The organism is Streptomyces diastaticus subsp. diastaticus, from assembly GCF_011170125.1.
GTDB classification, from domain to species: Bacteria; Actinomycetota; Actinomycetes; order Streptomycetales; family Streptomycetaceae; genus Streptomyces; species Streptomyces diastaticus.
In genome coordinates this window covers 632250-654962 of the sequence record NZ_BLLN01000002.1, presented here as the reverse complement: position 1 = coordinate 654962, position 22713 = coordinate 632250, and the positions used below count along the sequence as shown (strand labels likewise).

Below are 22713 nucleotides of genomic sequence, written 5' to 3'. Positions count from 1 at the left end.
CACGTGCGGCCCGGTCGGCTCAGCGTTCGACGACCCGGTCGTACTGCGTGGTGGTGTGCCGCAGGTGGGCGACCAGCTCGTCGCCGACCTGCGGGGCAGGGGCGTCGGCGGGGACGAAGAGGATCGAGACCTGCATGTGCGGCGGCTCGGCGAACCAGCGCTGCTTGCCCGCCCAGACGAACGGCGAGAGGTTCCGGTTGACCGTCGCCAGCCCCGCACGGGCGACACCCTTGGCACGCGGCATCACCCCGTGCAGGGCCTTCGGCGACTCCAGGCCCACTCCGTGCGAGGTGCCGCCGGCGACCACGACCAGGTAGCCGTCACCGGCCGCCTTCTGCTGGCGGTAGCCGAAGCGGTCGCCCTTGGAGACCTGGGTGACGTCCAGCACCGCGCCGCGGTACTCGGTCGCCTCCTCGTCGCCCAGCCACAGCCGGGTGCCGATCCGGGCGCGGAACCGCGTCTGCGGGAACTGCTGCTGGAGGCGGGCGAGTTCGGTGGCCTTGAGGTGACTCACGAACATGGTGTGCAGCGGCAGGCGGTGGGCGCGCAGACGGTCCATCCAGGCGATGACCTCCTCGACGGCGTCGGTGCCGTCGGTGCGGTCCAGCGGCAGGTGGATGGCGAAGCCCTCCAGCCGGACGTCCTCGATGGCCGCGTGGAGCTTCGGGAGGTCCTCCTCGCTCACCCCGTGGCGCTTCATCGAGGACATCACCTCGATGACCACGCGGGCGCCGACCAGTCCGTGCACCCCGTCCACCGAGGAGACCGAGCGGACGACCCGGTCCGGCAGCGGCACCGGCTCCTCGCCGCGCCGGAACGGCGTCAGGACCAGCAGGTCACCGCTGAACCAGTCCTTGATCCGGGCCGCCTCGTAGGTGGTGCCCACGGCGAGGATGTCGGCACCGAAGCGGATCGCCTCCTCGGCCAGCCGCTCGTGCCCGAAGCCGTACCCGTTGCCCTTGCAGACGGGGACGATGCCCGGGAACTGCTCGCGCACCTGGTGGTGGTGTTCCCGCCAGCGCGCGGTGTCGACGTACAGCGTGAGCGCCATGGCCGGTCCGGAGCCTTCCTGTGTCAGTCGCGGTGCGGCGGGGCGGCCGATGCGCCCCGCCGGATGAATTGTGCCGTGCCCGCCGGGGTCAGCGGCGGGACATGTAGATGTCGAGCGCCTTGTGCAGGAGCTTGTTGAGCGGGAAGTCCCACTCGCCGAGGTACTCGGCAGCCTGCCCGCCGGTGCCGACCTTGAACTGGATGAGGCCGAAGAGGTGGTCCGACTCGTCCAGGGAGTCGGAGATGCCGCGCAGGTCGTAGACGGTGGCGCCGAGTGCGTAGGCGTCGCGCAGCATCCGCCACTGCATGGCGTTGGAGGGCCGGACCTCGCGCTTGTGGTTGGCGGAGGCGCCGTAGGAGTACCAGACGTGGCCGCCGACGACCAGCATCGTGGCGGCCGCGACGTTCTCCCCCTCGTGGCGGGCGAAGTACAGCCGCATCCGGTTGGGGTCCTCGTTGTTCAGCGTCGTCCACATGCGCTGGAAGTAGCTGAGGGGACGCGGACGGAACCGGTCGCGCTCAGCGGTGACCTCGTAGAGGCGCTGCCACTCCTCGAGGTCCTGGTAACCGCCCTGGACCACCTCGACGCCGGCCTTCTCGGCCTTCTTGATGTTGCGCCGCCACAGCTGGTTGAAGCCCTTGTGGACGTCCTCCAGCGAACGGTTGGCCAGCGGGACCTGGAACACGTACCGCGGCTGCACGTCGCCGAAGCCCGCGCCGCCGTCCTCGCCCTGCTGCCACCCCATGCGCCGCAGCCGGTCCGCGACCTCGAAGGCGCGCGGCTCGATGAAGTCCGCCTCGACGTCCCGCAGGCGCTTGACGTCCGGGTCCTGGATGCCCTTCTTGATACTGGCGGCCTCCCAGCGCCGGATGACCACCGGCGGGCCCATCTTCACCGAGAAGGCACCCTGCTGCTTGAGGTGGGCCAGCATCGGCTGGAGCCACTCCTCCAGATGGGGGGAGAACCAGTTGATCACCGGTCCCTCGGGGAGGTAGGCCAGGTACCGCTTGATCTTCGGGAGCTGGCGGTACAGGACGAGACCGGCGCCCACCATCTCGCCCGTCCGGTCGTCGAACCAGCCCAGGCTCTCCGCGCGCCACTCCGCTTTGACGTCCGCCCAGGCCGGGACCTGCATGTGGCTGGCCGCGGGCAGTGTCTGGATGTACGCCAGATGCTGCTCACGGCTGATGGTCCTGAGGGTCAGACTCATTCGGGGCGCTCCTCGGGCTGGTGTGTCCCCATGCGGTCAGGGGCTCCGGCTCTCGCGCGAAGCCTACTGCGCCGGTGATCGCCCCGTTCGGGCCGCCACCGAACCGGCCGGGGGCGCGGCGCCGGCCGAGGGACCGCTCCGATGCGGAACGGTCCCTCGGCCGGAAAGGCGGGAGGTGTCAGTTGATCACGCCGCCGAAGAGGCCTCCGTGGGCCATGCCCAGGTAGAAGCCGAGGGCGGAAGCACCGAGTCCCACGATGAGCAAGGTGCGCTCCCTGGTCGTCACGGAGATGAACTGGCCGTAGGCGCCGGTGAGGATGCCCACGAGCCCGGCCCAGGAACTGACCAGGTGCAAATGGTGGAACCCGGCTGTGACCAGGGCCAGCACCCCGAGTGCCAGGGTGACGACCATCAGCGCGTCGGGGAGCGGGTGGGGCTTGCCGTCGGTGGCGAAGAGGGAACCGGCTGTCTTCGTACGCATCGTCTGGGGCTGGGCCATTACGGCACCTCCTGCGGAAGCGGCGCTCGTCGGTGCGGGCACCGGCACTGCGCGACCGATGCCGAAGCACCCGATATACCCAGATTGCGGGCATCGGCGGCCGGATTTCAACCGGAAGCGGTCGTGCGGGTACTCTGTACCGTCTGCACCGGTGTCTGCCCAGATCCTGGATCACCCGCTCACACGGCTCCCGCTCGCGGGTCCGTCGTCAGTGGCGGCCGATACCGTTGCGCTCGCATCAAGACCCTCCTGCCACGGAACGACCGTGGCCGCTGAGTCCAAAGGAGGTGGGTTCTACATGCGTCACTACGAGGTGATGGTCATCCTCGACCCCGATCTGGAGGAGCGCTCCGTCGCCCCTCTGATCGAGAACTTCCTCTCCGTCGTCCGTGAGGCCGACGGAAAGGTCGAGAAGGTCGACACCTGGGGCCGTCGTCGTCTGTCGTACGAGATCAAGAAGAAGCCCGAGGGCATCTACTCGGTGATCGACCTGCAGGCCGAGCCTGCGGTCGTCAAGGAACTCGACCGCCAGATGAACCTGAACGAGTCGGTCCTGAGGACCAAGGTCCTCCGCCCCGAGAACCACTGAGCTCTTTCCCGCTCAGTTCCACTCGGGATCCGAGTAGCAGCCAGCAGCCAGCAGCAAACCCGCCGAGAGGTACCCCATGGCAGGCGAGACCGTTATCACGGTGGTCGGCAATCTTGTCGACGACCCCGAGCTGCGCTTCACCCCGTCCGGTGCGGCGGTCGCGAAGTTCCGCGTCGCGTCCACTCCCCGCACCTTCGACCGTCAGACCAACGAGTGGAAGGACGGCGACAGCCTCTTCCTCACCTGCTCGGTCTGGCGTCAGGCGGCGGAGAACGTCGCCGAGTCGCTTCAGCGAGGCATGCGCGTCATCGTGCAGGGCCGGCTGAAGCAGCGGTCCTACGAGGACCGTGAGGGCATCAAGCGCACGGTCTACGACCTGGACGTCGACGAGGTCGGCGCCAGCCTGCGGAACGCCACGGCCAAGGTCACCAAGACCACCGGCCGCGGTGGCCAGGGCGGTTACGGCGGCGGTGGCGGCGGCCAGCAGGGCGGCTGGGGCGGCGGCCCCGGCGGTGGCCAGCAGCAGGGCGGCGGCGGTGCTCCCGCCGACGACCCCTGGGCCACCAGTGCTCCCGCCGGCGGCGGCCAGCAGCAGGGTGGCGGCGGCGGCTGGGGCGGCAGCTCCGGCGGCGGTGGCGGCTACTCGGACGAGCCCCCCTTCTAGGACGCTCCGCGTCCGCGAGGGATCAGGGTTCGCCACCACACTTCTTGATCACACAGGAGAAACACCATGGCTAAGCCGCCTGTGCGCAAGCCGAAGAAAAAGGTCTGCGCGTTCTGCAAGGACAAGGTCACGTACGTGGACTACAAGGACACGAACATGCTGCGGAAGTTCATTTCCGACCGCGGCAAGATCCGTGCCCGCCGCGTGACCGGCAACTGCACGCAGCACCAGCGTGACGTCGCCACGGCTGTGAAGAACAGCCGTGAGATGGCGCTGCTGCCCTACACGTCGACCGCGCGATAAGGGAAGGGTGACCGACTGATGAAGATCATCCTCACCCACGAGGTCTCCGGCCTCGGTGCGGCCGGTGACGTCGTCGACGTCAAGGACGGCTACGCCCGGAACTACCTGGTCCCGCGTGGTTTCGCGATCCGCTGGACCAAGGGTGGCGAGAAGGACGTCGAGCAGATCCGTCGTGCTCGCAAGATCCACGAGATCGCCACCATCGAGCAGGCCAACCAGGTCAAGGCCGAGCTCGAGGGCGTCAAGGTCCGCCTGAGCACCCGCTCCGGCGAGGCCGGCCGTCTCTTCGGTTCCGTCACGCAGGCCGACATCGCCGAGGCGATCACGGCTGCCGGCGGTCCGAAGGTCGACAAGCGTCGCATCGAGCTGGACGCGCCGATCAAGTCGCTGGGCGCGCACTCCGCGTCCGTGCGTCTGCACCCCGAGGTCGCCGCCAAGGTGAACGTCGAGGTCGTCGCCGCCTGATCAGCGATCCGGCAGCGTGAAGCGGAGGGCCGTACCCGTCAGGGTGCGGCCCTCCGTCGTGCCCGGACAGCCGTGTCCGGGGTGGGTGGTGTGCGCGAGGTGGGCGTCGTGCCGGCCCGGTGCTCCACGTGAGACCTGTGCTCGGGGCGGTCATCCCCCGGCGGTGATGTTTCACGTGAAACATCATCTGTCGCCAGCGCGCCGGCGCAGTTGCCCCGTCACGCGGGCCCGGCCCGTCGGCTCCGGTGTCACCGGCTGGCTCCCGTGACCAGCCAGCGCCCCGACCTCGTACGGAGGCCCAGGGTGACCGCCCGGGTGGCCATCATCAGCGTCATCGCTCCCCAGACCGCGGTGAGGCCGCCGCCCCAGGCGGGAATCAGCAGGGCGAACGGCGTGAAGATCGCGAGGGTGAGCAGCATGGCCCAGGCGAGGTACGGGCCGTCGCCCGCTCCCATGAGGACACCGTCGAGGACGTAGACGATGCCCGAGAGGGGCTGGCAGCAGGCGACCACCAGCAGGGCGGGGAGGGCGGCGTCATGTACCGCCGAGTCGCTGGTGAACAGAGGGATGAACAGGGGCCGGGAGACGACCACCAGGACGCCGAGGGCGACGCCGGAGCCGATGCCCCACTCCACCATGCGACGGCAGACGGCCTGGGCCCCTCGGGTGTCACCGGCGCCGAGGTAGCGCCCGATGATCGCCTGCCCGGCGATGGCGATGGCGTCCATGGCGAAGGCGAGCAGGCTCCACAGGGAGAGGATGATCTGGTGGGCGGCGATCTCCGTGTCCCCGAGGCGTGCGGCCACGGCGGTCGCGATCATCAGGACGGCCCGCAGCGACAAGGTACGCACCAGCAGCGGGGCGCCCGCCTGCGCGGAGGCGCGGATGCCCGCCGCGTCCGGCTTGAGCGAGGCGCCGTGCTTGCGGGCGCCTCGGACGACGACCACCAGGTAGACGGCGGCCATGCCGCACTGGGCGATGACCGTGCCCCAGGCGGAGCCGGCGATGCCCAGCCCGGCGCCGTAGACCAGGACGACGTTGAGGACGGCGTTGGCGACGAAGCCGCCGATGGCGACGTAGAGCGGGGTGCGGGTGTTCTGGAGTCCGCGCAGCACACCGGTGGCGGCCAGCACGACGAGCATCGCCGGAATGCCGAGCGAGGAGATGCGCAGGTACGTGACCGCGTACGGTGCGGCGGTCTCGGAGGCTCCGAAGAGGTCGATGAGGGCCGGGGCGGTCGGCAGGACCACCGCGATGACGGCGGCTCCCAGGAGCAGCGCCAGCCAGATGCCGTCCATGCCCTGCCGGATGGCGGCGGAGAGGTCTCCCGCGCCGACGCGTCGGGCGACGGCGCCGGTGGTGGCGTAGGCGAGGAAGACGAAGATGCTGACCGCGGTGGTCAGCAGGGCGGAGGCCACGGCGAGCCCGGCGAGTTGCGCGGTGCCCAGGTGGCCGATGATCGCGCTGTCCGCCATCACGAAGAGGGGCTCGGCGACGAGGGCTCCGAAGGCGGGGACGGCAAGGGCGACGATCTCGCGGTCGTGCCGACGGCGATGGGGCTTGGCCTGCGGAGCTGCCTTGGTCATGGCGCCCAATGTAATCATCCACAGGTAATGGATGCAATGCCGGTAGGCTCCTTACTTGGCGCCAGGTTGCGGGTGGAGTGGCAACGGTTTGGAGACGATCTCGCGCGAGGTGGGGAAGTTTTTCTCCTGCACAGCCTGCGGGCGGTGAAATTGCAGGTCAGCGGTAGGGTGGCGAGGTGCCTGAGGGGTTGTTCACAGTGCTGTCCACGGAAGCGTGCACAGGTTTCGGCGGGTTCTCCACAGCATTGGGGCGATCATCCACAGGGCCTGTGGATAACCAGATTGGCTGACGGTGTCGACGGGCCTACCGTGGTCCGGCGACCCACCCGCGCGCGGCCTGAGTCACCGACCGAGGAAACTCACGACTTCGACGCGTCAGAAGAGGGGTTCGGCCTCTCGCTTTGTCAGTGTCGGGCCGTACGGAAGCGCGCACGGCGAGGTCCGCTCGGCGGACGGATGGAGGCGGCACGGTGAGTATCTCCGAGCCCTTGGACGACCCGTGGGCGGCGGACGCCGGACCTGGTGACCGGCTGCCGGCCTCCCGACGCCGGGGCAGGGGCAACGACGGAGGCCGTGACCGCGACGGCGACAACTGGGACGGCGGCCAGGCGACCGCGTTCGAGCGCGTACCACCGCAGGACCTCGACGCCGAGCAGTCGGTACTCGGCGGCATGCTCCTCTCCAAGGACGCCATCGCCGACGTGGTGGAGATCCTCAAGGGCAACGACTTCTACCGTCCCGCGCACGAGACGATCTACCAGGCGATCCTCGATCTCTACGCCAAGGGTGAGCCCGCCGACCCCATCACCGTCGCCGCGGAGCTGACGAAGCGCGGCGAGATCACCAAGGTCGGCGGCGCCCCGTACCTCCACACCGTCGTGCAGACGGTGCCCACCGCGGCCAACGCCGAGTACTACGCGGAGATCGTCCACGAGCGGGCGGTGCTCCGCCGCCTCGTGGAGGCGGGCACCAAGATCACGCAGATGGGATACGCCGCCGACGGTGACGTCGACGAGATCGTCAACAGCGCGCAGGCGGAGATCTACGCCGTCACCGAGCAGCGGACCTCCGAGGACTACCTGCCGCTCGGCGACATCATGGAGGGCGCGCTCGACGAGATCGAGGCGATCGGCTCCCGCAGCGGCGAGATGACCGGCGTCCCCACCGGCTTCACCGACTTCGACTCGCTCACCAACGGCCTGCACCCCGGCCAGATGATCGTCATCGCCGCCCGCCCCGCCATGGGCAAGTCCACGCTCGCCCTCGACTTCGCGCGCGCCGCCTCGATCCAGAACAACCTGCCGAGCGTCGTCTTCTCCCTGGAGATGGGCCGCAACGAGATCGCCATGCGCCTGCTCTCCGCCGAAGCACGGGTCGCGCTGCACCACATGCGTTCCGGCACGATGACCGACGAGGACTGGACGCGGCTCGCCCGCCGCATGCCCGACGTGTCGGCCGCGCCGCTCTACATCGACGACTCCCCGAACCTGTCGATGATGGAGATCCGCGCCAAGTGCCGGCGTCTCAAGCAGCGCAACGACCTCAAGCTCGTCGTCATCGACTACCTCCAGCTCATGCAGTCCGGCGGCTCCAAGCGGGCCGAGAGCCGGCAGCAGGAGGTCTCGGACATGTCCCGTAACCTCAAGCTCCTCGCCAAGGAGCTGGAGATCCCGGTCATCGCGCTCTCTCAGCTGAACCGTGGCCCCGAACAGCGCACCGACAAGAAGCCGATGGTCTCCGACCTCCGTGAATCCGGCTCCATCGAGCAGGACGCCGACATGGTGATCCTGCTCCACCGCGAGGACGCCTACGAGAAGGAGTCACCTCGCGCGGGCGAGGCGGACCTGATCGTCGCCAAGCACCGAAACGGCCCCACGGCCACCATCACCGTCGCCTTCCAGGGCCACTACAGCCGGTTCGTGGACATGGCTCACGGGTGAAGACGTGACGTGTGCCCGCTGGAGCTTTCCGGGCCCGAGGCACCCGCCGGCCCGGCGGTCCGGCGAGTCCCGTGCGGGTTGCTCAGCGCCTCGTCTCGTACCTCGTCAGGACCACGTCGCCGGGTAGCGTCCGCGTCTCCACCAACTTCAGGTTCACCCAGTCGTCCAGTGCGGTGAAGAACGGTGTGCCGCCGCCGACCAGGACGGGTGCGGTCGCCAGCACGTACTCGTCGATCAACCCGGCTCGCATGGCCGCCGCGGCCAGCGTGGCGCCGCCGATGTCCATCGGGCCGCCGTCCTCGGCCTTGAGGCGGGCGATCTCGGCGACCGCCTCGCCGCTGACCAGCCGGGTGTTCCAGTCGACCTGGCCGAGCGTCGAGGAGAACACCACCTTCGGCATGTCCCGCCAGCGGCGCGCGAACCCGGCCTCCGCCGGGGTGGCGCCGGGCTGCTGGGCGACGGTCGGCCAGTAGGGGCACATCATCTGCCACAGCTTGCGCCCGTACAGCGAGAGGTCGGTCGCCTGCAGCCGGTCGGACCAGTACTGGAACAGCTCGTCGCTCGGCACGCTCCAGCCGATGTCGTCGCCGGGCGCGGCGATGTAGCCGTCCAAGGACACGTTCATGCCGTAGATCAGTTTCCGCATGGTGCCAGCCTTCCGTGAGTCGGTCTCACGCGTACAGACCGGCGCGGCGCGGGAATCTCATTGGTGCGCGCTTCCACCCTCGGCGGCCCTCGGGCAATAAGGCGGGCACCGCTCGGCGGTACAGGGGCTTTGGCGACCAGGGAAGCCCACGGGCACTCGGGGGCATTTCGAGGGGGGCACTGTCGCCTTGCAGGCAGGGCTGAGCGCCCACCGGGGTCAGGTGGGCGTGGCCATGCTGGAGCGTCGCCCCCAGGCCGGCGAGCCCGACGGAACCTTCCCCTCCGTCGGACCCGGTCCCCGACGGACTCCGCGCCTGCGAGGATCGGCCCATGCCCGACGACCGATTCATGCGTATCCGCAGCGCCCAGTTCCAGGCCATGTCCGAGCGGGTGCTGCGTGCCACGGAGCTGACCTCTCGCCTGAACGTACTGCCGTTCGAGGACGAGGTGGGCAAGGCGGAGCTGTTCGAGCAGATCCTCGGGCGGAAGCTGCCGGCCAGGACCACGATCTACCCGCCGTTCTACACGGACCACGGCCTGAATCTGGAGCTGGCCGAGCGTGTGTTCATCAACCAGAACTGCACCTTCCTGGATTACGCGGGCATCAGGCTCGGTGAGCGGGTGATGATCGGGCCGAAGGCGACCTTCATCACGGTCGGCCATCCGGTCGATCCCGTGGAGCGCCGGGACTGGCTGAGCGGTGGTCCCATCGATGTGGGGGAGAACGTGTGGATCGGCGCGGGGGCGACGGTCCTGCCCGGCGTCAGCATCGGGCGGGACGCGGTGGTGGCCGCGGGCGCGGTCGTGGCGGAGGATGTCCCCCCGGCCAGCCTGGTGACCGGCGGGAAGGCGACCGTCAACCGGAGGTGGTGAGGCGCGTCCGGGCGTCACCGGACCGGGGCTGACGCGTGGCCGGGCGTGGGGGGCGCGTGGCCGTGGGGCTCCTGCTCCACCGACTGCCCGTCGAAAAACACATGGTGGCCCCTGGGGCCGGACTCGTAGCCTGTCGCGGTCCAGCGGCCTGAGCCGGCCGGAGTCGAGCGTGTGCAGGAGTGGGTGTCGTGGAGATCGGCGGTTGGGCGGACGAGACCTTCGGGGGCGTGGCCGACGTCTTCCGCGACAACTTCACGGAGTTCGGGGAACTGGGCACGGCGGTGTCGGTCCGGGTGGGTGGCCGCCCCGTGGTGGAACTCTGGGGCGGCGTGGCCGACCAACGGTCCGGGCGGCCGTGGACCCGCGAGACGGTCGTGCCCGTCTTCTCCTGCGCCAAGGGCCTCGTCAGCATCTGCGCCCATCTCCTCGCCCAGCAGGGGCGGCTCGACCTCGACGCACCGGTCGCGACCTACTGGCCGGAGTTCGCCGCCGTGGGCAAGGAGCGGATCACCACGCGCATGGTGCTCGGCCACCGGGCCGGAGTGCCGGTGCTCGACCGCACTCCGAGCTTCGCCGAGATCGCCGAGTGGGCACCGGTCGTCCACGCCGTCGAGGAGCAGGTCCCGCTCTGGGAACCGGGTGAGGCGTACGAGTACCACGGGCACGTCTTCGGGTTCCTGGTCGGGGAGATCATCCGTCGGGTCACCGGGCTCACCCCGGGCCGGTTCTTCCGTGAGGCGATCGGCGAGCCGCTCGGAGTACGGGCCTGGATCGGCCTGCCCGCCTCCGAGACGGGGGAGTTGGCGCGACTGGTGGAGGCCGAGGGCCGTCCCGCCGGTGATCCTCAGTCGCTGCTGATGCGCATCGTCACGATGAACGGAGCGCTGGTCTTCCCCGGACTCGACGAGCCCCACGGCTGGAACGACCCCGAACTGCTCGGCATGGAACTGCCCGGCGCGGGAGCGGTCGCCTCCGCGAGTGGACTCGCCGCCCTGTACGGCGCCGCCGTGACGGGGATCGACGGCGGCTCCCGCCTGCTCTCGACCGAGACGGTGACCGACGCCGTGCGCGAGGTGTCGGCGGGACCCACCTGGCAGGGCTTCGACCTGGGCCAGCGCTGGGGCTCGGGCTTCCTCCTCGACTCGGAGCACCCGCGCCCGATGCTGGGTGGCCGCAGCTTCGGCAATGACGGTGCGGGGGGCCAGTTCGTCTTCGGCGACGACGAGTTCGGCGTCGGCTTCGCCTACGTGGCCAACCGCATGATCGGCCACGGGGACGACCGGGCCAACCGGCTCGTCACGGCGCTCCGTGCGTGCCTCAAGGGGTGACAGGCGTCAACGCCGACGCCCATCCGCCGGAAGACCGAGGTGGCGGGGGCGGATGTGCACTCCTCGCTCCCCACCCGCGGCTCAGCTCCTGGTGGCGGTCGGCCCGCGGGAGCGGGAGCGATTCGAGGAGCGAGAGCCGTCCAGGTGCGCAGCAGCGGCTGAGTCCGTGTGCCGGTCGATCGGGGCGGACTGGACCTGTCCGCGGAAAGTGCTGGACCTCCTTTGGCCGAGCGAGTGGAGTGGAGACCATGACAACTGATGAGACAGTCGAAGACCTCGGCCTTCTGCCCACCACCCGTCGGGCCTTGCGCCACCGGATCGCCAAGGCGCAGAACGAGTCCCGCGTGCCGTCGCTCGTGGCCGGGGTGGCGCGGGACGGGGAGGTGATCTGGGAGGGTGCCCTCTCCGCGCTCGACGGGGTCGAGACCGACGGCCGCACGCAGTACCGGGTCGGCTCCATCAGTAAGACCTTCACGGCCGTTCTTGTCATGCGGCTTCGTGACGAGGGGCTTCTGGAGCTGACCGATCCCCTGGAGAAGCATCTGCCCGGCACGGGCGCGGGCCAGGCGACCATCGCCGACCTGCTGTCCCACACGGCCGGGCTCGCCGCTGAGGCGCCCGGTGAATGGTGGGAACGGAGTCCCGGCACTCTGCGGCCGGAGTTGTCCGACGTACTCGGCGAGGAGCCGCACCGGCACCCGGTAGGCCGGATTCACCACTACTCCAACCCCGGCTACACCCTGCTCGGCGCACTCGTCGAGGAGATGCGGGGCGAGCCCTGGGAGAAGGTGCTGCGCACCGAGGTGCTGGAGCCGCTGGGGCTGACCCGGACCAGCTACGGGCCGCAGGCGCCGTACGCGCGAGGCTGGGCGGTGCACCCCTGGGCCGACGCGCTCCTGCCGGAGCCGGCGCACGATCTCGGCCGCATGGCCCCCGCCGGGCAGCTCTGGTCGACGACGCGGGATCTCTTGCGCTTCGCCGCCTTCCTGCTCGATGGCGACGAGGAGGTGCTGAGCGCGGCCTCGGTACGGGAGATGCGGACGCCTGCGGCTCCGAGCCTGCCGGGGACGCCGGAGAGCGCCTACGGGCTGGGGTTGCAGGTGTTGAGCGGCGCCGGGGCCACGCTCACCGGCCATATGGGTTCCCTGCCCGGGTACCTGGCCGCCCTGCTGTCGCATGAGGGCGAGCGGCTGACCGCCGTCGTCCTGGCCAACACCACCTCCGGGCTCCTCGTGGGCACCCTCGCCGCCGAACTCCTCGGCATCGTCGCCGAGGCGGAGCCGGCGATGCCTCGGCTCTGGCGGCCGATGCGGGAGGTGGACCCGGCGGTACTGGAGCTGGCCGGTGCCTGGTACTGGGGCGTGACGCCGTACGGACTGCACTGTGGTGCCGATGGCGGGGTGGAGCTGCGGCCGCTGAAGGGGACTGGGCGCGCCTCGCGTTTCGAGGCGGTCGGTGACGGGACGTGGCGGGGGCTGGACGGTTACTTCCGCGGGGAGATCCTGCGGCCCGTGCGCGACGTCGAAGGTGCCGTGACGCATCTGGATCTGGGTGCGTTCGTGTACACGCGCGAGCCCTACGCCCCGGACTCGGTGGTTCCTGGCGGCGTGGATGCCCGTGGATGGCACGGCCAGGTCGAGTCGGGGTGAACGAAGCCTGATTGAGGGGATGTTTCACGTGAAACATCCCCAGCACCCGGCGGTGTGATGTTTCACGTGAAACATGGCTCAAGCCGGGGTTTCACGTGAGACACCCATCACCGGGGGGCCTGTTGCGCCGGCCCGGCCGAAGCGGCAGAGCGCGGCTCAGAGTTGCCGCTTGAACCCCACGTGGGAGGCGACGAAACCGAGGCGCTCGTAGAACCGGTGGGCGTCCTCGCGTGAGGCGTCGGAGGTGAGCTGGACGAGCTGGCAGCCCTCGGTGCTGGAGGTCTCGACGGCCCACTCGATGAGGAGGCTGCCGAGACCGCTTCCCCGCTCGTCCGCGTGGACGCGCACTCCCTCGATGAGGGACCGGGTGGCGGCCCGGCGGGAGAGGCCCGGGACGAGGGTCAGCTGAAGCGTTCCGACGACCTTGCCGGCACGCTCGGCCACGACGAGGCGCTGATGGGGGTCGGAGGCCAGCCGGGAGTAGGCCGCCAGATACGGAGTGAGGTCCTCCGGGGACTCCCGGGTGGCGCCCAGCGGGTCGTCCGCGAGCATGGCGACGATGGCCGCCACGTCGGAGACTTCGGCGGGGCGGATCAGCAGTTCCCCGGTGGAGCGGGCTTCCCGGTGGCCGTCCGCGTCGCCGCGCGGGCGGGGTGCGGCGGCATCGTCTGTGGTTGTGGGCTCGTGGTCCTGCTGGGGCGTGCTGCTGAAGTGATCCATGAGCCGCACAGTAGAGCAGCGCCCTGGGCGCTCCGGGCGCGGTGATGACGTCAGGCGGGGACGCGCAGGGTCTCCACGGCCTGGACGAGTGGGGCGAGTTCGGGATTCTGGGCGGCGGCGTCGAGGGCTTCCCGCAGGGCCGCGTCGTTGGTGGGGCGGGCTTCTTCGAGGAGAGTGGCCCCCGACGGGGTCACGTCGGTGTAGATGCCGCGCCGGTCGGTGGGGCAGAGGTAGCGGGAGAGCAGGCCGCGGTCCTCCAGCCGGGTCACCAGTCGCGTGGTGGCGCTCTGGCTGAGGACGACGGCGTCGGCGACCTGCTTCATCTGCAGATGGCCGCCCTCGCCGTCGTGCTGTCGGCTGAGTACGTCCAGCAGTGAGTACTCGCGCGTGCTGAGGCCGTGCCCGGACTGGAGGGCCCGCTCCAGGTGTGCCTCGATACGGCCGTGCAGCAGCGACAGGGCGCACCAGCTCTGTGCCAGCGCGGTCAGTGCGGGGTCCGTGGCGGTCATGGCTCCTCGCTCCTCCTCGTCGTGGCCTCTCGGCCGCCCGGGGCGGTCTACTGTCCGGGTTGTCGTCCAGCCTAAGTCATCGACGCAATATACGGCGTATGCGTGTAGCGGGCTGGCGCAAGTAAAAGTTCCCGTGTGAGGGCTCAACGCGGCTGTTCACGCCACGCGCCATCTCCTGGCTGGCGCGTGGCGTGAACTCGTCCGCCCCGGCGGAGCGAGGGTGCCCGGCGGGCTGTCGTGGTCCTGCGGACGCTCAGGCCGCGGCGACGGTGAGGGGGGCGAAACGCCTGGTCCAGTCGCCGGGGAGGGCGGGCAGGTCGCGGGTCATCAGGTCGCTGACCTCCGTCACCGGCATCCCGCTCCCGCCCAGCCAGTCCAGCAGGGCCGTGTGCCGCACGTCGACGTCCACGCGGAGCGGACGGTGGCTGCCCACGGCCAGGGCGGTGATCAGAGCCCGGGCGGTGTCGCCGTCCCGGGCGACGAGCGGACCGACCACCTCGCTCCCGGTGCTGGGCCAGCGTGCCGCGAAGCCGGTCAGTTCCCCACCCTCCTCCGCCACCAGGAGCCGGTCGGCGAAGGCGGGGAGCCGGGTGATCAGGGGCGTCCGGTCGGTTCCGAACACCTCGGCGTCGAGCCGCAGGATGCGGGGCAGATCGCCCGCCCGGGCAGGGGAGAGCGAGAGCCCCGGACGCGCCGGGGACGAGGCGGGGCCGGTGAACCGCCCGGTGGCCTTCGCGGCCTGGCCCACGGAGCTGAAGCCCAGCTTCCGGTAGAGCGGGACGGCGCCGGCGGAGGCGTAGAGGGTGAGCGGGACCGAGCCGCTGTACCGGATGACGTGCTCCAGCAGGCGGCGGCCGAAGCCCTGCCGCGCGTACCGGTCGGCGATCAGCACCATGCCGATGGCGGTGAAGGCGGGGGCCTCGTGCGGGCCGAAGTCGGTGAGCGTGCAGGCGCCCAGCAGCCCGCCTCCGTCCGGAGCGTCCACGCCGACCCCGTGTCCTGCCGCGAGCAGCAGTCGCCACTTGTGCTCGTCCGGGGACCACCCCCGGTCGTACGCGAGGCTCGTGCAGGCCGGGAGATCCCGGAGGGTGAGCGGACGGACGGGTAGAGCGGAGAGCGCAGGTGTCGACACGCGGCTCAGATTGGCCGACGGGGGACCTCCGCGTCCACCGTCTTTTCAGCCGGGGATCACCGGCTCCGCGGTCAGCCACGCCCAGGCCCGAGCCGGGCATTCCCGCAGCTCACGCGGTGAGCAGCCCCCTCCGGCAGCGTGCGGCCACAGCCGGGATGTGCCCTGTTTCACGTGAAACACCCCCACTCGGGCCGACGGGCCGGAAGCGGTTCGGCGGCAGGGGACGCCGGGCTGCTTGACACGGCCGGCCGCGCGCCCGCTCAGCCGAGATCCGGGGCGAGCAGCGCCCGGACGCCCTCGATGTTGCCGTCCAGGTAGTGCCGCAACGACAGGGGCACCAGGTGGACCGAGGCGATGCCGAGCCGGGTGAAGGGAATGCGCACGATCTCGTACTCTCCGCAGGGTTCCTCGACCTCGGGACCATGGCGCAGGGCCGGGTCCATGGTGCCGAGGCGGCAGACGAAGAAGTGCTGCACCTTCACGCCGGTGGTCTCGGCGTCCACGCCGATGTGCTCGACCGTGTCGACGAAGCAGGGGACCACATCGGTGATCTTGGCGCCCAGCTCCTCCAGGACCTCACGGTGGAGCGCGGCGACGACGCTGCCGTCCTCCGGCTCGACTCCGCCCCCCGGAGTCACCCAGTAAGGATCGACGCCGGGCTTGGTGCGCTTGATCAGGACGAGCTGGTCACCGTCGAGGAGCACGGCCCGGGCGGTGCGCTTGACCACGGAGCGAACGGTCATGGAGGAAATCTGGCCCCGCGTGTTCCACGTGAAACATCGGCGGGCTCACCCCCAGGCGACGGCCGCCCGCATCAGCCACTCGTGGACGGCCGCGAGGTGCGGCAGCGACTGCGTACCGGTCCGCACGGCGAGAAAGTAGGTGCGCAGTGGAGGCAGCGAGGGCTCCAGCAGGGTGACCAGTTCACGCCGGAGGAGAGTGTCCTCGCAGAGGTACCGCGGCAGGACCGCCATCCCCGCTCCCGCGACCACGCAGGCAAGGACCGCCCGCAGATCGGGAGCGACCACGGCCGCGTGCTCCGGAGGCGGCGCCTCGAAGACCGTGGCCCAGTAGCGCCTGGTGAAGGGCAGGGTCTCGTGGACATCGACGACCGGCACCTTGTCGAGCGCCTCGGCCCCGCCGCGCCGTACCGCCCCGGGTGGGAACCGCGCGGCCCAGTGCGGTGCCGCCACCAGGAGGTGCTCCTCGTCGCAGAGTGTTCCTGAGCTGAGCAGGGTGCCGCGCGGGCGGCGGGTGGTGACGGCGAGGTCGTGGTGCCCGGCCGCGAGCCCTTCGAGCACCTCCTCGGCCGAACCGAAGGCGGCGCGGAGCCGGACCGACGGTCCCGACGGGTCTCTGAGGCCGGCCAGCGCGGGCAGGACCCGGTCCGCCATGAACTCGGGCGGCCCTGCCAGATGCAGCGTCCGTAGCGGCGCCTCCACGGTGAGGGCGCCCTCCGCGATCTCCGCCAGGGCGTCGAGGTGCGGCGCGGCCCGGTGGGCGAGTTCGTCGCCGACCGAGGTGGGCGTCACACCGCGGGCCCTGCGGAGGAAGAGCGGGCGGCCGAGCTGGCGCTCCAGGGTGCGTATCTGCGAGGTGACGGCCGGCTGGGAGAGCCCGAGCAGGGCGGCGGCGCGGGTGAAGGAGCCGGCTCGGTGGACCATGACGAACGTACGCAGCAGCGCCACGTCCACGCACTCAACCCCTTCGCGTCGCAGGCCGTCACTCGCGGTGCAACTATAAATATGTCGATAGGTCGCTGCCGCCACAGTGATTGGACACTGACGCAGGGTCAACTAGCCTTGATGAGGTGGCTCTTCTGTACGGAGCCCAGAACGGCCCGAGCCACGAGGGGGGAGGCTCGGGCCGTTCCCACGCGCGCGGCTCACCGCGGCCGGCGTCGCTCCGCGACGCACGGCCGGGCGTCGCAGGACAGCTCAGACGGCCCCGTGAGAGAGGTCGAGGGCGCGCGCGACATCGGCGACCAGGTCCTCGGCGTCCTCCGCTCCGACGGAGAAGCGGACGAATCCCTCCCCGACGGCGTCGCCGCCCCACCGGCCCCGCCGTTCCGCGGTCGAGCGCACGCTCCCGAAACTGGTGGCGTCCTCGACTAGCCGCAGCTCGGCCAGGAAGCGCTCGGCCCGCTCCCTGGCGCCGAGGTCGAACGAGACGACCGAACCGAAGCGCCGCATCTGGCGGGCCGCGACCGTGTGCGAGGGATCGTCGGACAGCCCCGGATAGCGCAGGCCCGTGACGTCGGACCGGGCGCGGAGAGCCTCGGCCAGCGCCAGCGCGTTGGCGGTCTGCCGCTCGACGCGAAGGTGCAGCGTGGCGAGGGAGCGGTGGGCGAGCCACGCCTCCATCGGGCCCGGGATCGCGCCCACGATCTTGCGCCAGCGCTTGACGCCCGCGGCCAGCTCGGCGTCGCGGCAGGTCACGTGGCCGAGCAGGATGTCGCCGTGGCCTGTCATCCCCTTGGTGTCCGAGGCCACCGAGAAGTCGGCGCCCAGCTCCAGCGGTCGCTGGCCGAGCGGAGTCGCCAGGGTATTGTCCACCGCGACCAGCGCCGACCGGGCGTGGGCGGCGTCGACCAGGCGGCGGATGTCGCAGACGTCGAGGCCGGGGTTGGACGGGGACTCGATCCACAGCAGCTTGGCGCCGTCCAGGACGTCCAGTTGCGCGTCACCGCCGGTCGGCGCGGTGCGCACTTCCACGCCGTAGGCGCTCAGCTGCTCGCGCAGGAGCGGCAGCGCCTGGTAGCCGTCGTCCGGCAGCACCGCGGTGTCGCCCGCACCGAGCTGGGAGAACAGCACGGCCGAGATGGCCGCCATGCCCGAGGCGAAGACCAGCGTGTGGGCGTTCCCGCCCGGCGCGTCCAGTTCGGCGATGGCCTGTTCCAGATGGGTCCAGGTCGGATTGTCGTCCCGGCCGTAGGCGTACGGTCCGCTCACGTCGCCGGGAAGGTGGAAGTGGGCGGCGAAGACCGGTCCGGGGAGTGTCGGCTCGTTCTTCACCGCTTTGGGCAGACCCGCTCGTACCGCCCTCGTGCCGTCGCCCGTCATTGGTGGCCGCCCTTCTCGCGTCGTCCCTGGCCCCTGCCGGGCGGACCTCCACGGCCGGGCCGCCCGCCTCCAGCATCGGACACGCTTTCCTCCCCGCGCACCACACGTCCACGACCTGGACGGACGTCGCGGAGAGAGCCCGGCGGGGCGGACTGCTCGCAGGGAGATCCGCCCCGAGGCGGGGAGTGCCGAAGGCGCGGGGTCAGTCCTTGCGGTCGGGCAGGGCGACGTTCAGCGCCCAGGAGACCACCGAGATGATCAGGCCGCCGAGGACGGCGGTCCAGAAACCGTCGACGTGGAAACCCAGCTCGAACTGGCCTGCCAGCCAGGAGGTCAGCAGCAGCATCAGCGCGTTGACCACCAGCGTGATCAGGCCAAGCGTGAGCACGAACAACGGGAAGGTCAGGACCTTCACCACCGGCTTCACGAGGAAGTTGACCAGGCCGAAGATCAGGGCGACGACAATGAGTGTGAGCGCCTTGTTACCGGTGCTGTCGCCGGTGAGGGTGATGTCCTTGAGCAGCCACACGGCGACCAGAAGGGCAGCCGCGTTCGCCAGCGTCTTGACTAGGAAATTGGTCATGTGTCTGATCGTGGCAGACAAGATCGGCGCCGTCAGCGGGCACACCGCTCGCCCCGCGAGCGGCCGGCCGGACCGAAGGCACACCGTGAGAAGCGAACAGAGAGGCCAGCGGCTGATGAAGGCTTTCCGGCTCGACGAACTGGAGGCGGAGCGCGCCGCCAACGACGGCGCGTACCTCCAGTTCCTGCGTGAGCGGAACATGTCCGTGGGCCTGTACGCCCTCAACGCCGGTCAGCTCGACCCGCAGCAGCCGCACCGCCAGGACGAGGTGTACCTCGTCGTCAGCGGCCGGGCGGCCATCACCGTGGGCGAGGAGACCACCGAGGTGGGGCGCGGCAGTGTCGTCTACGTCCCGGCCGGTACGCCGCACAAGTTCCACCACATCAGCGAGGACCTGCGGGTCATGGTGGTCTTCTCCCCGCCGGAGGGCTGAGGCCGGTACGGGCGGGAACCCTGGCGGCGCCCCGGCTGTTCCCTAGGGGGAGGGTCAGGGAGAGACGGGGGGCGCGAGCCGCCCACCGTTCGCTGCGGCCGCCTAGCATCGAAGACGACACGGCAGCGCGAGGGCCGACGAGGTCCGGGCCGCACCGTCGGCCGCGCCACCGGGGCGCGACAGGCAGAGAGGGGACAGGTCATGGGCGCACGCGAGGTATTCATCGGACTTCCGTGGTGGGTGAAGTGGATCGCCGTCCCGGTCCTCGCCCTCTTCATCTTCGGCGGCCTCATCGCCTCCGTGGTCGGCTTCGTCGTCGGGCTGCTCTTCAAGATCCTGATCTTCGTCGCCCTCGTCGGCGGACTCATCTACGTGGTCAGGAAGTTCTTCCCGTCCTCGGGCAGCGGCAGCTGGTAGCCGGCAGGACGCAGACGCGGCGATTCCTCCACCCGGGGGAATGGCTCCCCAAGCGGGGAACCCGCCGCGAGGCCACCGGCTACAGTCCGGAATCCGGCGCGAAGGCCCCGCCTTCGCACCGCTCCGGGCGGCCGCGCCCGGGGGTTCAGGCTCTCCGGGGGTGACCAGGCCATGGCCCACGCCACGCCCGCGGACCGACCGGATGACTGGTCCACGGGTACTCACCAGGACGACGGCCACGTCGCGCCTACGCTCATCGGCTCCGTCCAGCGGGCCCTTCGGCTGCTGGAGGCCGCCGCCGTCCACGAAGGCGGTGCCCCCGCCAAGCAGTTGGCCCGTGAGGCGGGCGTCGCGCTGCCCACCGCCTACCACCTGCTGCGCACCCTGACCCACGAGCGGTACCTCCGACGGGTCGACGGCGTCTACGTGTTGGGATCCGCCGTGGCCCGTCTCGACGAGGCGCACGCCCAGCAGAGCCGCCGCCACCTCATCGACGAGGTCCTGCGCCACTGGCACGAACGCCTCGGTGCGCCCGTCTACTTCGCCATGTACCGGGACGGCGAGGTCGACCTGGTCGCGACGGCGGACACGCCCGGGAATCCCGCGGTCGCGGAATGGGCCGACTTCCGTGAGACCGCCCACGCCCACGCCATAGGCCAGTGCCTCCTCTCGCAGCTCGACGAGGAGGGCCGCCGGGATCACCTCTCCCGGCATCCGGTCCGGCAACTCACCCCGTACTCGGTCCCCGACAGCCGGCGCCTGCTGCGCCGGCTGGCCGCGGCCGAGCGTATGCAGCCGGTCGTCGAGTATCAGCAGTACGCCCTCGGTGTGGCCTGCGCGGCCGTGCCGATCACCGTCGGGTCCACCGCCGCTGTCCTCGCCCTCTCCCTCCCCGCCGCACAGGCCGAACGCCTGCGGTCCACCACGCAACTGCTGCACCGGGACGTCGGCAGCATTCTCCGGCGGCTCCGGTTCTCTATCAGCATCTGAAAACTCACTCCTTGTGATCCAATGATGGCGTTCTGCAAGATGCCATGAAGGGCCGGGACGGATTTCGGCCACGTGGCGGCAACTGGCGGGGTAGTCCATGCGCGAGTCAGTACAGGCAGAGGTCATGATGAGCTTCCTCGTCTCCGAGGAGCTCGCGTTCCGCATCCCGGTGGAGCTGCGGTACGAGACCGTCGATCCGTACGCGGTGCGGCTGACGTTCCACCTCCCCGGCGACGCACCTGTCACCTGGGTCTTCGGCCGCGAACTGCTGGTCGACGGAGTCCTGGACGCCGCGGGCGACGGCGACGTGCACGTCTGTCCGGTCGGGCGGGAGGCCACCAGGGAGGTGCACATCACCCTCCAGGTCGGCTCCGAGCAGGCCCTGTTCCGTGCCGGGAAGGCACCGCTGCTCGCCTTCCTCGACCGCACCGACCGGCTCGTCCCGCTCGGCAGCGAACGGGCTCACGCCGACTTCGACACCCACCTCGACGATGCCCTGAACCGCATCCTCGCGGAGGAACAGAGCGCCGGCTGAGTGAACCGGCGCCGGCCGGGCCCCGCCCGTCCGGCGCCGGCACCCGCCTCAGCGCTTCCTGCGGCGACGCCCCTTGCCGCCGCGCGCCGCCGGAGCGCCGCCCACGGGCACCCCCGTGCCCTTGTCCGCCGACACCACCAGTGCCGCCAGCGCCGTCGTCACCGGGACAGAGGCGACCAGGCCGATCGAGCCCACCAGGGTCCGGACGATCTCCTCCGCCACCAGCTCGCTGTTGGCGACCATGCCCACGCTGCTCTGGGCGATCGAGAAGAGCAGCAGCAACGGCAGAGCGGCACCCGCGTACGCCAGCACCAGGGTGTTCACCACGGAGGCGATGTGGTCCCGGCCGATGCGGATGCCGGCCCGGTAGAGCTTGCGCCGGCCCATCGACGGGTCGGCCTGGTGCAGTTCCCACACCGCCGAGGTCTGGGTGACCGTCACGTCGTCCAGGACACCGAGGGAGCCGATGATGACGCCGGCCAGCAGCAGGCCGCTCATGTCGATCTCCGGGTAGAGACCGTGGATCAGGCCCGTGTTGTCGTCGGTGTTGCCCGTCAGAGCGGCCCAGCCGATGAAGACCGAGCCGAGCACGCCGATCAGCAGGAGGGAGACCAGAGTGCCGAGCACCGCCACCGAGGTCCTCGCGGTCAGGCCATGACAGAGATACAGGGCGATCAGCATGATGGCGCTGGCGCCGACCACCGCCACCACCAGAGGATTCGAGCCCTGGAGGATCGCCGGCAGGATGAACAGCGTGAGCAGCGCGAAGCTCGCGGCGAGCGCGACCAGCGCCATCAGGCCCCGCATCCGGCCGACCAGCACCACCGCCACGGCGAAGATCGCGGCCAGCAGGGTGAGCGGGAACTTCCGGTCGACGTCGGTGACGGAGTACTGGAGTTCCTCCGGCGCGTCCGGGGCGTAGGCGACCACCACGCCCTGCCCCTGGCTCAGTTTGCGGGAGGCGTCCGGCTGCACGATCTCGGTGAAGGTGCGGCCCGCGTGCGGCCCGGAGGTCACCTCGATGGTGGCCTTCTCGCACCGTCCGGTCGCCTGCTCCTGCGCGGAGCGGCCCTCCGGGGTGGAGGTGTCACCGGTGGGGGGTGGCTGGGAGACGTTCACGTCGGAGCAGTCGACCTGCTCCAGCTTGGTGACCGAGCCCTGTTCCGTCTGGCGGTCCATGCCGACACCGGTCCGCTCGTGCGGCGGTGCTCCCCCGGGCCACAGGACGAGCAGCCCGACCACGACGGCGGCGGCGAAGGGGATCAGGACGGCCGCGATCACCTTGCGCAGATGCCTGGAGACGGGAGCGGCCGGGCCGTGGCTGTGGGAGTGCCCGTGACCGCCCGTCGGCGGACCCCCGTCGTGGCCGCCGGGCGGCGGCCCGTCCGAGGGGGGCTGCGAGGGCGGGGGCGGCGGTGGCGTCGTCGAGGTCACGCGTCGATCATCGCAAGAGTCGGCGAGGCCCACTGTTCAGCACGGCCGAAGGGACGTTAGCGTGGAGCCACCTTTGTACACGCGGGAGCTCGGAGC

General features: G+C 70.7%; 25 protein-coding genes. 12 read left to right on the top strand and 13 right to left on the bottom strand.

What is annotated here, in order from left to right; translation table 11 throughout:
• Positions 1-19 precede the first annotated feature (19 nt).
• The 3 genes from Sdia_RS04790 to Sdia_RS04780 all read right to left on the bottom strand — a co-directional run bounded on the left by Sdia_RS04790 (position 20) and on the right by Sdia_RS04780 (position 2760).
• Complete coding sequence (locus Sdia_RS04790) at positions 20-1051, bottom strand: alanine racemase (protein ID WP_115068959.1); 1032 nt, start codon at positions 1049-1051, stop codon at positions 20-22.
• Between the two features lie 88 nt (positions 1052-1139).
• Positions 1140-2261: a lipid II:glycine glycyltransferase FemX gene (locus tag Sdia_RS04785; protein ID WP_100457455.1), complete on the bottom strand. Its 1122-nt coding sequence runs from the start codon at positions 2259-2261 to the stop codon at positions 1140-1142.
• 178 nt (positions 2262-2439) lie between these two features.
• A complete protein-coding gene (locus Sdia_RS04780; protein ID WP_100457456.1) occupies positions 2440-2760 on the bottom strand; it encodes a hypothetical protein in 321 nt (106 codons plus the stop codon).
• 298 nt (positions 2761-3058) lie between these two features.
• On the opposite strand from Sdia_RS04780, the gene rpsF reads away from it, so the two are divergent.
• The 4 genes from rpsF (at position 3059) to rplI (ending at position 4781) form a co-directional block, all read left to right on the top strand.
• Positions 3059-3349: a 30S ribosomal protein S6 gene (rpsF, locus tag Sdia_RS04775; RefSeq protein WP_100457457.1), complete on the top strand. Its 291-nt coding sequence runs from the start codon at positions 3059-3061 to the stop codon at positions 3347-3349.
• A gap of 76 nt (positions 3350-3425) precedes the next feature.
• Positions 3426-4013: a single-stranded DNA-binding protein gene (locus tag Sdia_RS04770; protein WP_100457458.1), complete on the top strand. Its 588-nt coding sequence runs from the start codon at positions 3426-3428 to the stop codon at positions 4011-4013.
• A gap of 66 nt (positions 4014-4079) precedes the next feature.
• Positions 4080-4316, top strand: a complete 237-nt coding sequence (rpsR, locus tag Sdia_RS04765) for a 30S ribosomal protein S18 (RefSeq protein WP_003949403.1) — start codon at positions 4080-4082, stop codon at positions 4314-4316.
• Positions 4317-4334: 18 nt separating this feature from the next.
• The gene (gene rplI / locus Sdia_RS04760) at positions 4335-4781 is read left to right on the top strand and encodes a 50S ribosomal protein L9 (protein WP_100457459.1); all 447 of its coding nucleotides are present in this window, start codon (positions 4335-4337) and stop codon (positions 4779-4781) included.
• A gap of 248 nt (positions 4782-5029) precedes the next feature.
• On the opposite strand, the gene Sdia_RS04755 is transcribed toward rplI, so the two are convergent.
• Positions 5030-6367 carry an MATE family efflux transporter gene (locus Sdia_RS04755; RefSeq protein ID WP_100457460.1) on the bottom strand — a complete coding sequence of 446 codons (1338 nt, stop codon included), beginning with the start codon at positions 6365-6367 and terminating at the stop codon, positions 5030-5032.
• Positions 6368-6837: 470 nt separating this feature from the next.
• Here Sdia_RS04755 and dnaB point away from each other — a divergent pair, with 470 nt between their 5' ends.
• A complete protein-coding gene (dnaB, locus tag Sdia_RS04750; protein WP_100457461.1) occupies positions 6838-8307 on the top strand; it encodes a replicative DNA helicase in 1470 nt (489 codons plus the stop codon).
• An 82-nt stretch (positions 8308-8389) separates the two neighbouring features.
• Here dnaB and Sdia_RS04745 read toward each other — a convergent pair whose 3' ends face one another.
• Positions 8390-8953, bottom strand: coding sequence for a dihydrofolate reductase family protein (locus tag Sdia_RS04745; protein ID WP_189400400.1), 564 nt, complete (start codon positions 8951-8953; stop codon positions 8390-8392).
• A 329-nt stretch (positions 8954-9282) separates the two neighbouring features.
• Between Sdia_RS04745 and Sdia_RS04740 the strand changes: the two genes are divergently transcribed.
• From Sdia_RS04740 to Sdia_RS04730, 3 genes are all read left to right on the top strand, one after another.
• A complete protein-coding gene (locus tag Sdia_RS04740; RefSeq protein WP_100457463.1) occupies positions 9283-9825 on the top strand; it encodes a DapH/DapD/GlmU-related protein in 543 nt (180 codons plus the stop codon).
• A gap of 179 nt (positions 9826-10004) precedes the next feature.
• A complete protein-coding gene (locus Sdia_RS04735; protein WP_189500059.1) occupies positions 10005-11153 on the top strand; it encodes a serine hydrolase domain-containing protein in 1149 nt (382 codons plus the stop codon).
• A 248-nt stretch (positions 11154-11401) separates the two neighbouring features.
• Entirely contained in the window at positions 11402-12802 is a 1401-nt protein-coding gene (locus tag Sdia_RS04730; protein WP_189500058.1) for a serine hydrolase domain-containing protein, read from the top strand.
• A 156-nt stretch (positions 12803-12958) separates the two neighbouring features.
• Here Sdia_RS04730 and Sdia_RS04725 read toward each other — a convergent pair whose 3' ends face one another.
• From Sdia_RS04725 to Sdia_RS04695, 7 genes are all read right to left on the bottom strand, one after another.
• Positions 12959-13354: a GNAT family N-acetyltransferase gene (locus tag Sdia_RS04725; RefSeq protein WP_189500097.1), complete on the bottom strand. Its 396-nt coding sequence runs from the start codon at positions 13352-13354 to the stop codon at positions 12959-12961.
• Between the two features lie 218 nt (positions 13355-13572).
• Positions 13573-14031, bottom strand: coding sequence for a MarR family winged helix-turn-helix transcriptional regulator (locus Sdia_RS04720; RefSeq protein WP_100457465.1), 459 nt, complete (start codon positions 14029-14031; stop codon positions 13573-13575).
• A gap of 253 nt (positions 14032-14284) precedes the next feature.
• Positions 14285-15163 (bottom strand): GNAT family N-acetyltransferase, encoded by an 879-nt coding sequence (locus Sdia_RS04715; RefSeq protein WP_189500057.1) that lies wholly within the window; start codon positions 15161-15163, stop codon positions 14285-14287.
• 260 nt (positions 15164-15423) lie between these two features.
• A complete protein-coding gene (locus Sdia_RS04710; protein WP_189500056.1) occupies positions 15424-15906 on the bottom strand; it encodes an NUDIX domain-containing protein in 483 nt (160 codons plus the stop codon).
• 45 nt (positions 15907-15951) lie between these two features.
• Positions 15952-16857 (bottom strand): LysR family transcriptional regulator, encoded by a 906-nt coding sequence (locus Sdia_RS04705; RefSeq protein WP_189500055.1) that lies wholly within the window; start codon positions 16855-16857, stop codon positions 15952-15954.
• Between the two features lie 243 nt (positions 16858-17100).
• A complete protein-coding gene (locus Sdia_RS04700; RefSeq protein ID WP_185393203.1) occupies positions 17101-18225 on the bottom strand; it encodes a cystathionine gamma-lyase in 1125 nt (374 codons plus the stop codon).
• A gap of 202 nt (positions 18226-18427) precedes the next feature.
• Complete coding sequence (locus Sdia_RS04695; RefSeq protein WP_100457470.1) at positions 18428-18808, bottom strand: phage holin family protein; 381 nt, start codon at positions 18806-18808, stop codon at positions 18428-18430.
• Between the two features lie 115 nt (positions 18809-18923).
• Here Sdia_RS04695 and Sdia_RS04690 point away from each other — a divergent pair, with 115 nt between their 5' ends.
• The 4 genes from Sdia_RS04690 to Sdia_RS04675 all read left to right on the top strand — a co-directional run bounded on the left by Sdia_RS04690 (position 18924) and on the right by Sdia_RS04675 (position 21183).
• Positions 18924-19241: a cupin domain-containing protein gene (locus Sdia_RS04690; RefSeq protein ID WP_100457582.1), complete on the top strand. Its 318-nt coding sequence runs from the start codon at positions 18924-18926 to the stop codon at positions 19239-19241.
• A 201-nt stretch (positions 19242-19442) separates the two neighbouring features.
• A complete protein-coding gene (locus Sdia_RS04685) occupies positions 19443-19658 on the top strand; it encodes a DUF5326 family protein (protein ID WP_100457471.1) in 216 nt (71 codons plus the stop codon).
• A 171-nt stretch (positions 19659-19829) separates the two neighbouring features.
• A complete protein-coding gene (locus Sdia_RS04680) occupies positions 19830-20648 on the top strand; it encodes an IclR family transcriptional regulator (protein ID WP_100457472.1) in 819 nt (272 codons plus the stop codon).
• A gap of 97 nt (positions 20649-20745) precedes the next feature.
• Positions 20746-21183 carry an SsgA family sporulation/cell division regulator gene (locus Sdia_RS04675; protein WP_100457473.1) on the top strand — a complete coding sequence of 146 codons (438 nt, stop codon included), beginning with the start codon at positions 20746-20748 and terminating at the stop codon, positions 21181-21183.
• Positions 21184-21231: 48 nt separating this feature from the next.
• Here the strand turns inward: Sdia_RS04675 and Sdia_RS04670 are convergent, their stop codons facing one another.
• Positions 21232-22617 carry a YibE/F family protein gene (locus tag Sdia_RS04670; protein WP_115068966.1) on the bottom strand — a complete coding sequence of 462 codons (1386 nt, stop codon included), beginning with the start codon at positions 22615-22617 and terminating at the stop codon, positions 21232-21234.
• Positions 22618-22713 lie beyond the last annotated feature (96 nt).

Excerpts from the sequence above, each read along its gene's own strand:
- Sdia_RS04730 (WP_189500058.1), top strand. The coding sequence starts at position 11,402 with ATGACAACTGATGAGACAGTCGAAGACCTCGGCCTTCTGCCCACCACC.
- Sdia_RS04725 (WP_189500097.1), bottom strand. The coding sequence starts at position 13,354 with ATGCTCGCGGACGACCCGCTGGGCGCCACCCGGGAGTCCCCGGAGGAC.
- Sdia_RS04695 (WP_100457470.1), bottom strand. The coding sequence starts at position 18,808 with ATGACCAATTTCCTAGTCAAGACGCTGGCGAACGCGGCTGCCCTTCTG.
- Sdia_RS04785 (WP_100457455.1), bottom strand. The coding sequence starts at position 2,261 with ATGAGTCTGACCCTCAGGACCATCAGCCGTGAGCAGCATCTGGCGTAC.
- Sdia_RS04680 (WP_100457472.1), top strand. The coding sequence starts at position 19,830 with ATGGCCCACGCCACGCCCGCGGACCGACCGGATGACTGGTCCACGGGT.
- Sdia_RS04675 (WP_100457473.1), top strand. The coding sequence starts at position 20,746 with ATGCGCGAGTCAGTACAGGCAGAGGTCATGATGAGCTTCCTCGTCTCC.
- Sdia_RS04685 (WP_100457471.1), top strand. The coding sequence starts at position 19,443 with ATGGGCGCACGCGAGGTATTCATCGGACTTCCGTGGTGGGTGAAGTGG.
- Sdia_RS04790 (WP_115068959.1), bottom strand. The coding sequence starts at position 1,051 with ATGGCGCTCACGCTGTACGTCGACACCGCGCGCTGGCGGGAACACCAC.
- Sdia_RS04770 (WP_100457458.1), top strand. The coding sequence starts at position 3,426 with ATGGCAGGCGAGACCGTTATCACGGTGGTCGGCAATCTTGTCGACGAC.
- Sdia_RS04710 (WP_189500056.1), bottom strand. The coding sequence starts at position 15,906 with ATGACCGTTCGCTCCGTGGTCAAGCGCACCGCCCGGGCCGTGCTCCTC.
- Sdia_RS04740 (WP_100457463.1), top strand. The coding sequence starts at position 9,283 with ATGCCCGACGACCGATTCATGCGTATCCGCAGCGCCCAGTTCCAGGCC.
- Sdia_RS04720 (WP_100457465.1), bottom strand. The coding sequence starts at position 14,031 with ATGACCGCCACGGACCCCGCACTGACCGCGCTGGCACAGAGCTGGTGC.
- Sdia_RS04755 (WP_100457460.1), bottom strand. The coding sequence starts at position 6,367 with ATGACCAAGGCAGCTCCGCAGGCCAAGCCCCATCGCCGTCGGCACGAC.
- rplI (WP_100457459.1), top strand. The coding sequence starts at position 4,335 with ATGAAGATCATCCTCACCCACGAGGTCTCCGGCCTCGGTGCGGCCGGT.
- Sdia_RS04700 (WP_185393203.1), bottom strand. The coding sequence starts at position 18,225 with ATGACGGGCGACGGCACGAGGGCGGTACGAGCGGGTCTGCCCAAAGCG.
- Sdia_RS04690 (WP_100457582.1), top strand. The coding sequence starts at position 18,924 with ATGAAGGCTTTCCGGCTCGACGAACTGGAGGCGGAGCGCGCCGCCAAC.
- rpsF (WP_100457457.1), top strand. The coding sequence starts at position 3,059 with ATGCGTCACTACGAGGTGATGGTCATCCTCGACCCCGATCTGGAGGAG.
- Sdia_RS04745 (WP_189400400.1), bottom strand. The coding sequence starts at position 8,953 with ATGCGGAAACTGATCTACGGCATGAACGTGTCCTTGGACGGCTACATC.
- Sdia_RS04780 (WP_100457456.1), bottom strand. The coding sequence starts at position 2,760 with ATGGCCCAGCCCCAGACGATGCGTACGAAGACAGCCGGTTCCCTCTTC.
- rpsR (WP_003949403.1), top strand. The coding sequence starts at position 4,080 with ATGGCTAAGCCGCCTGTGCGCAAGCCGAAGAAAAAGGTCTGCGCGTTC.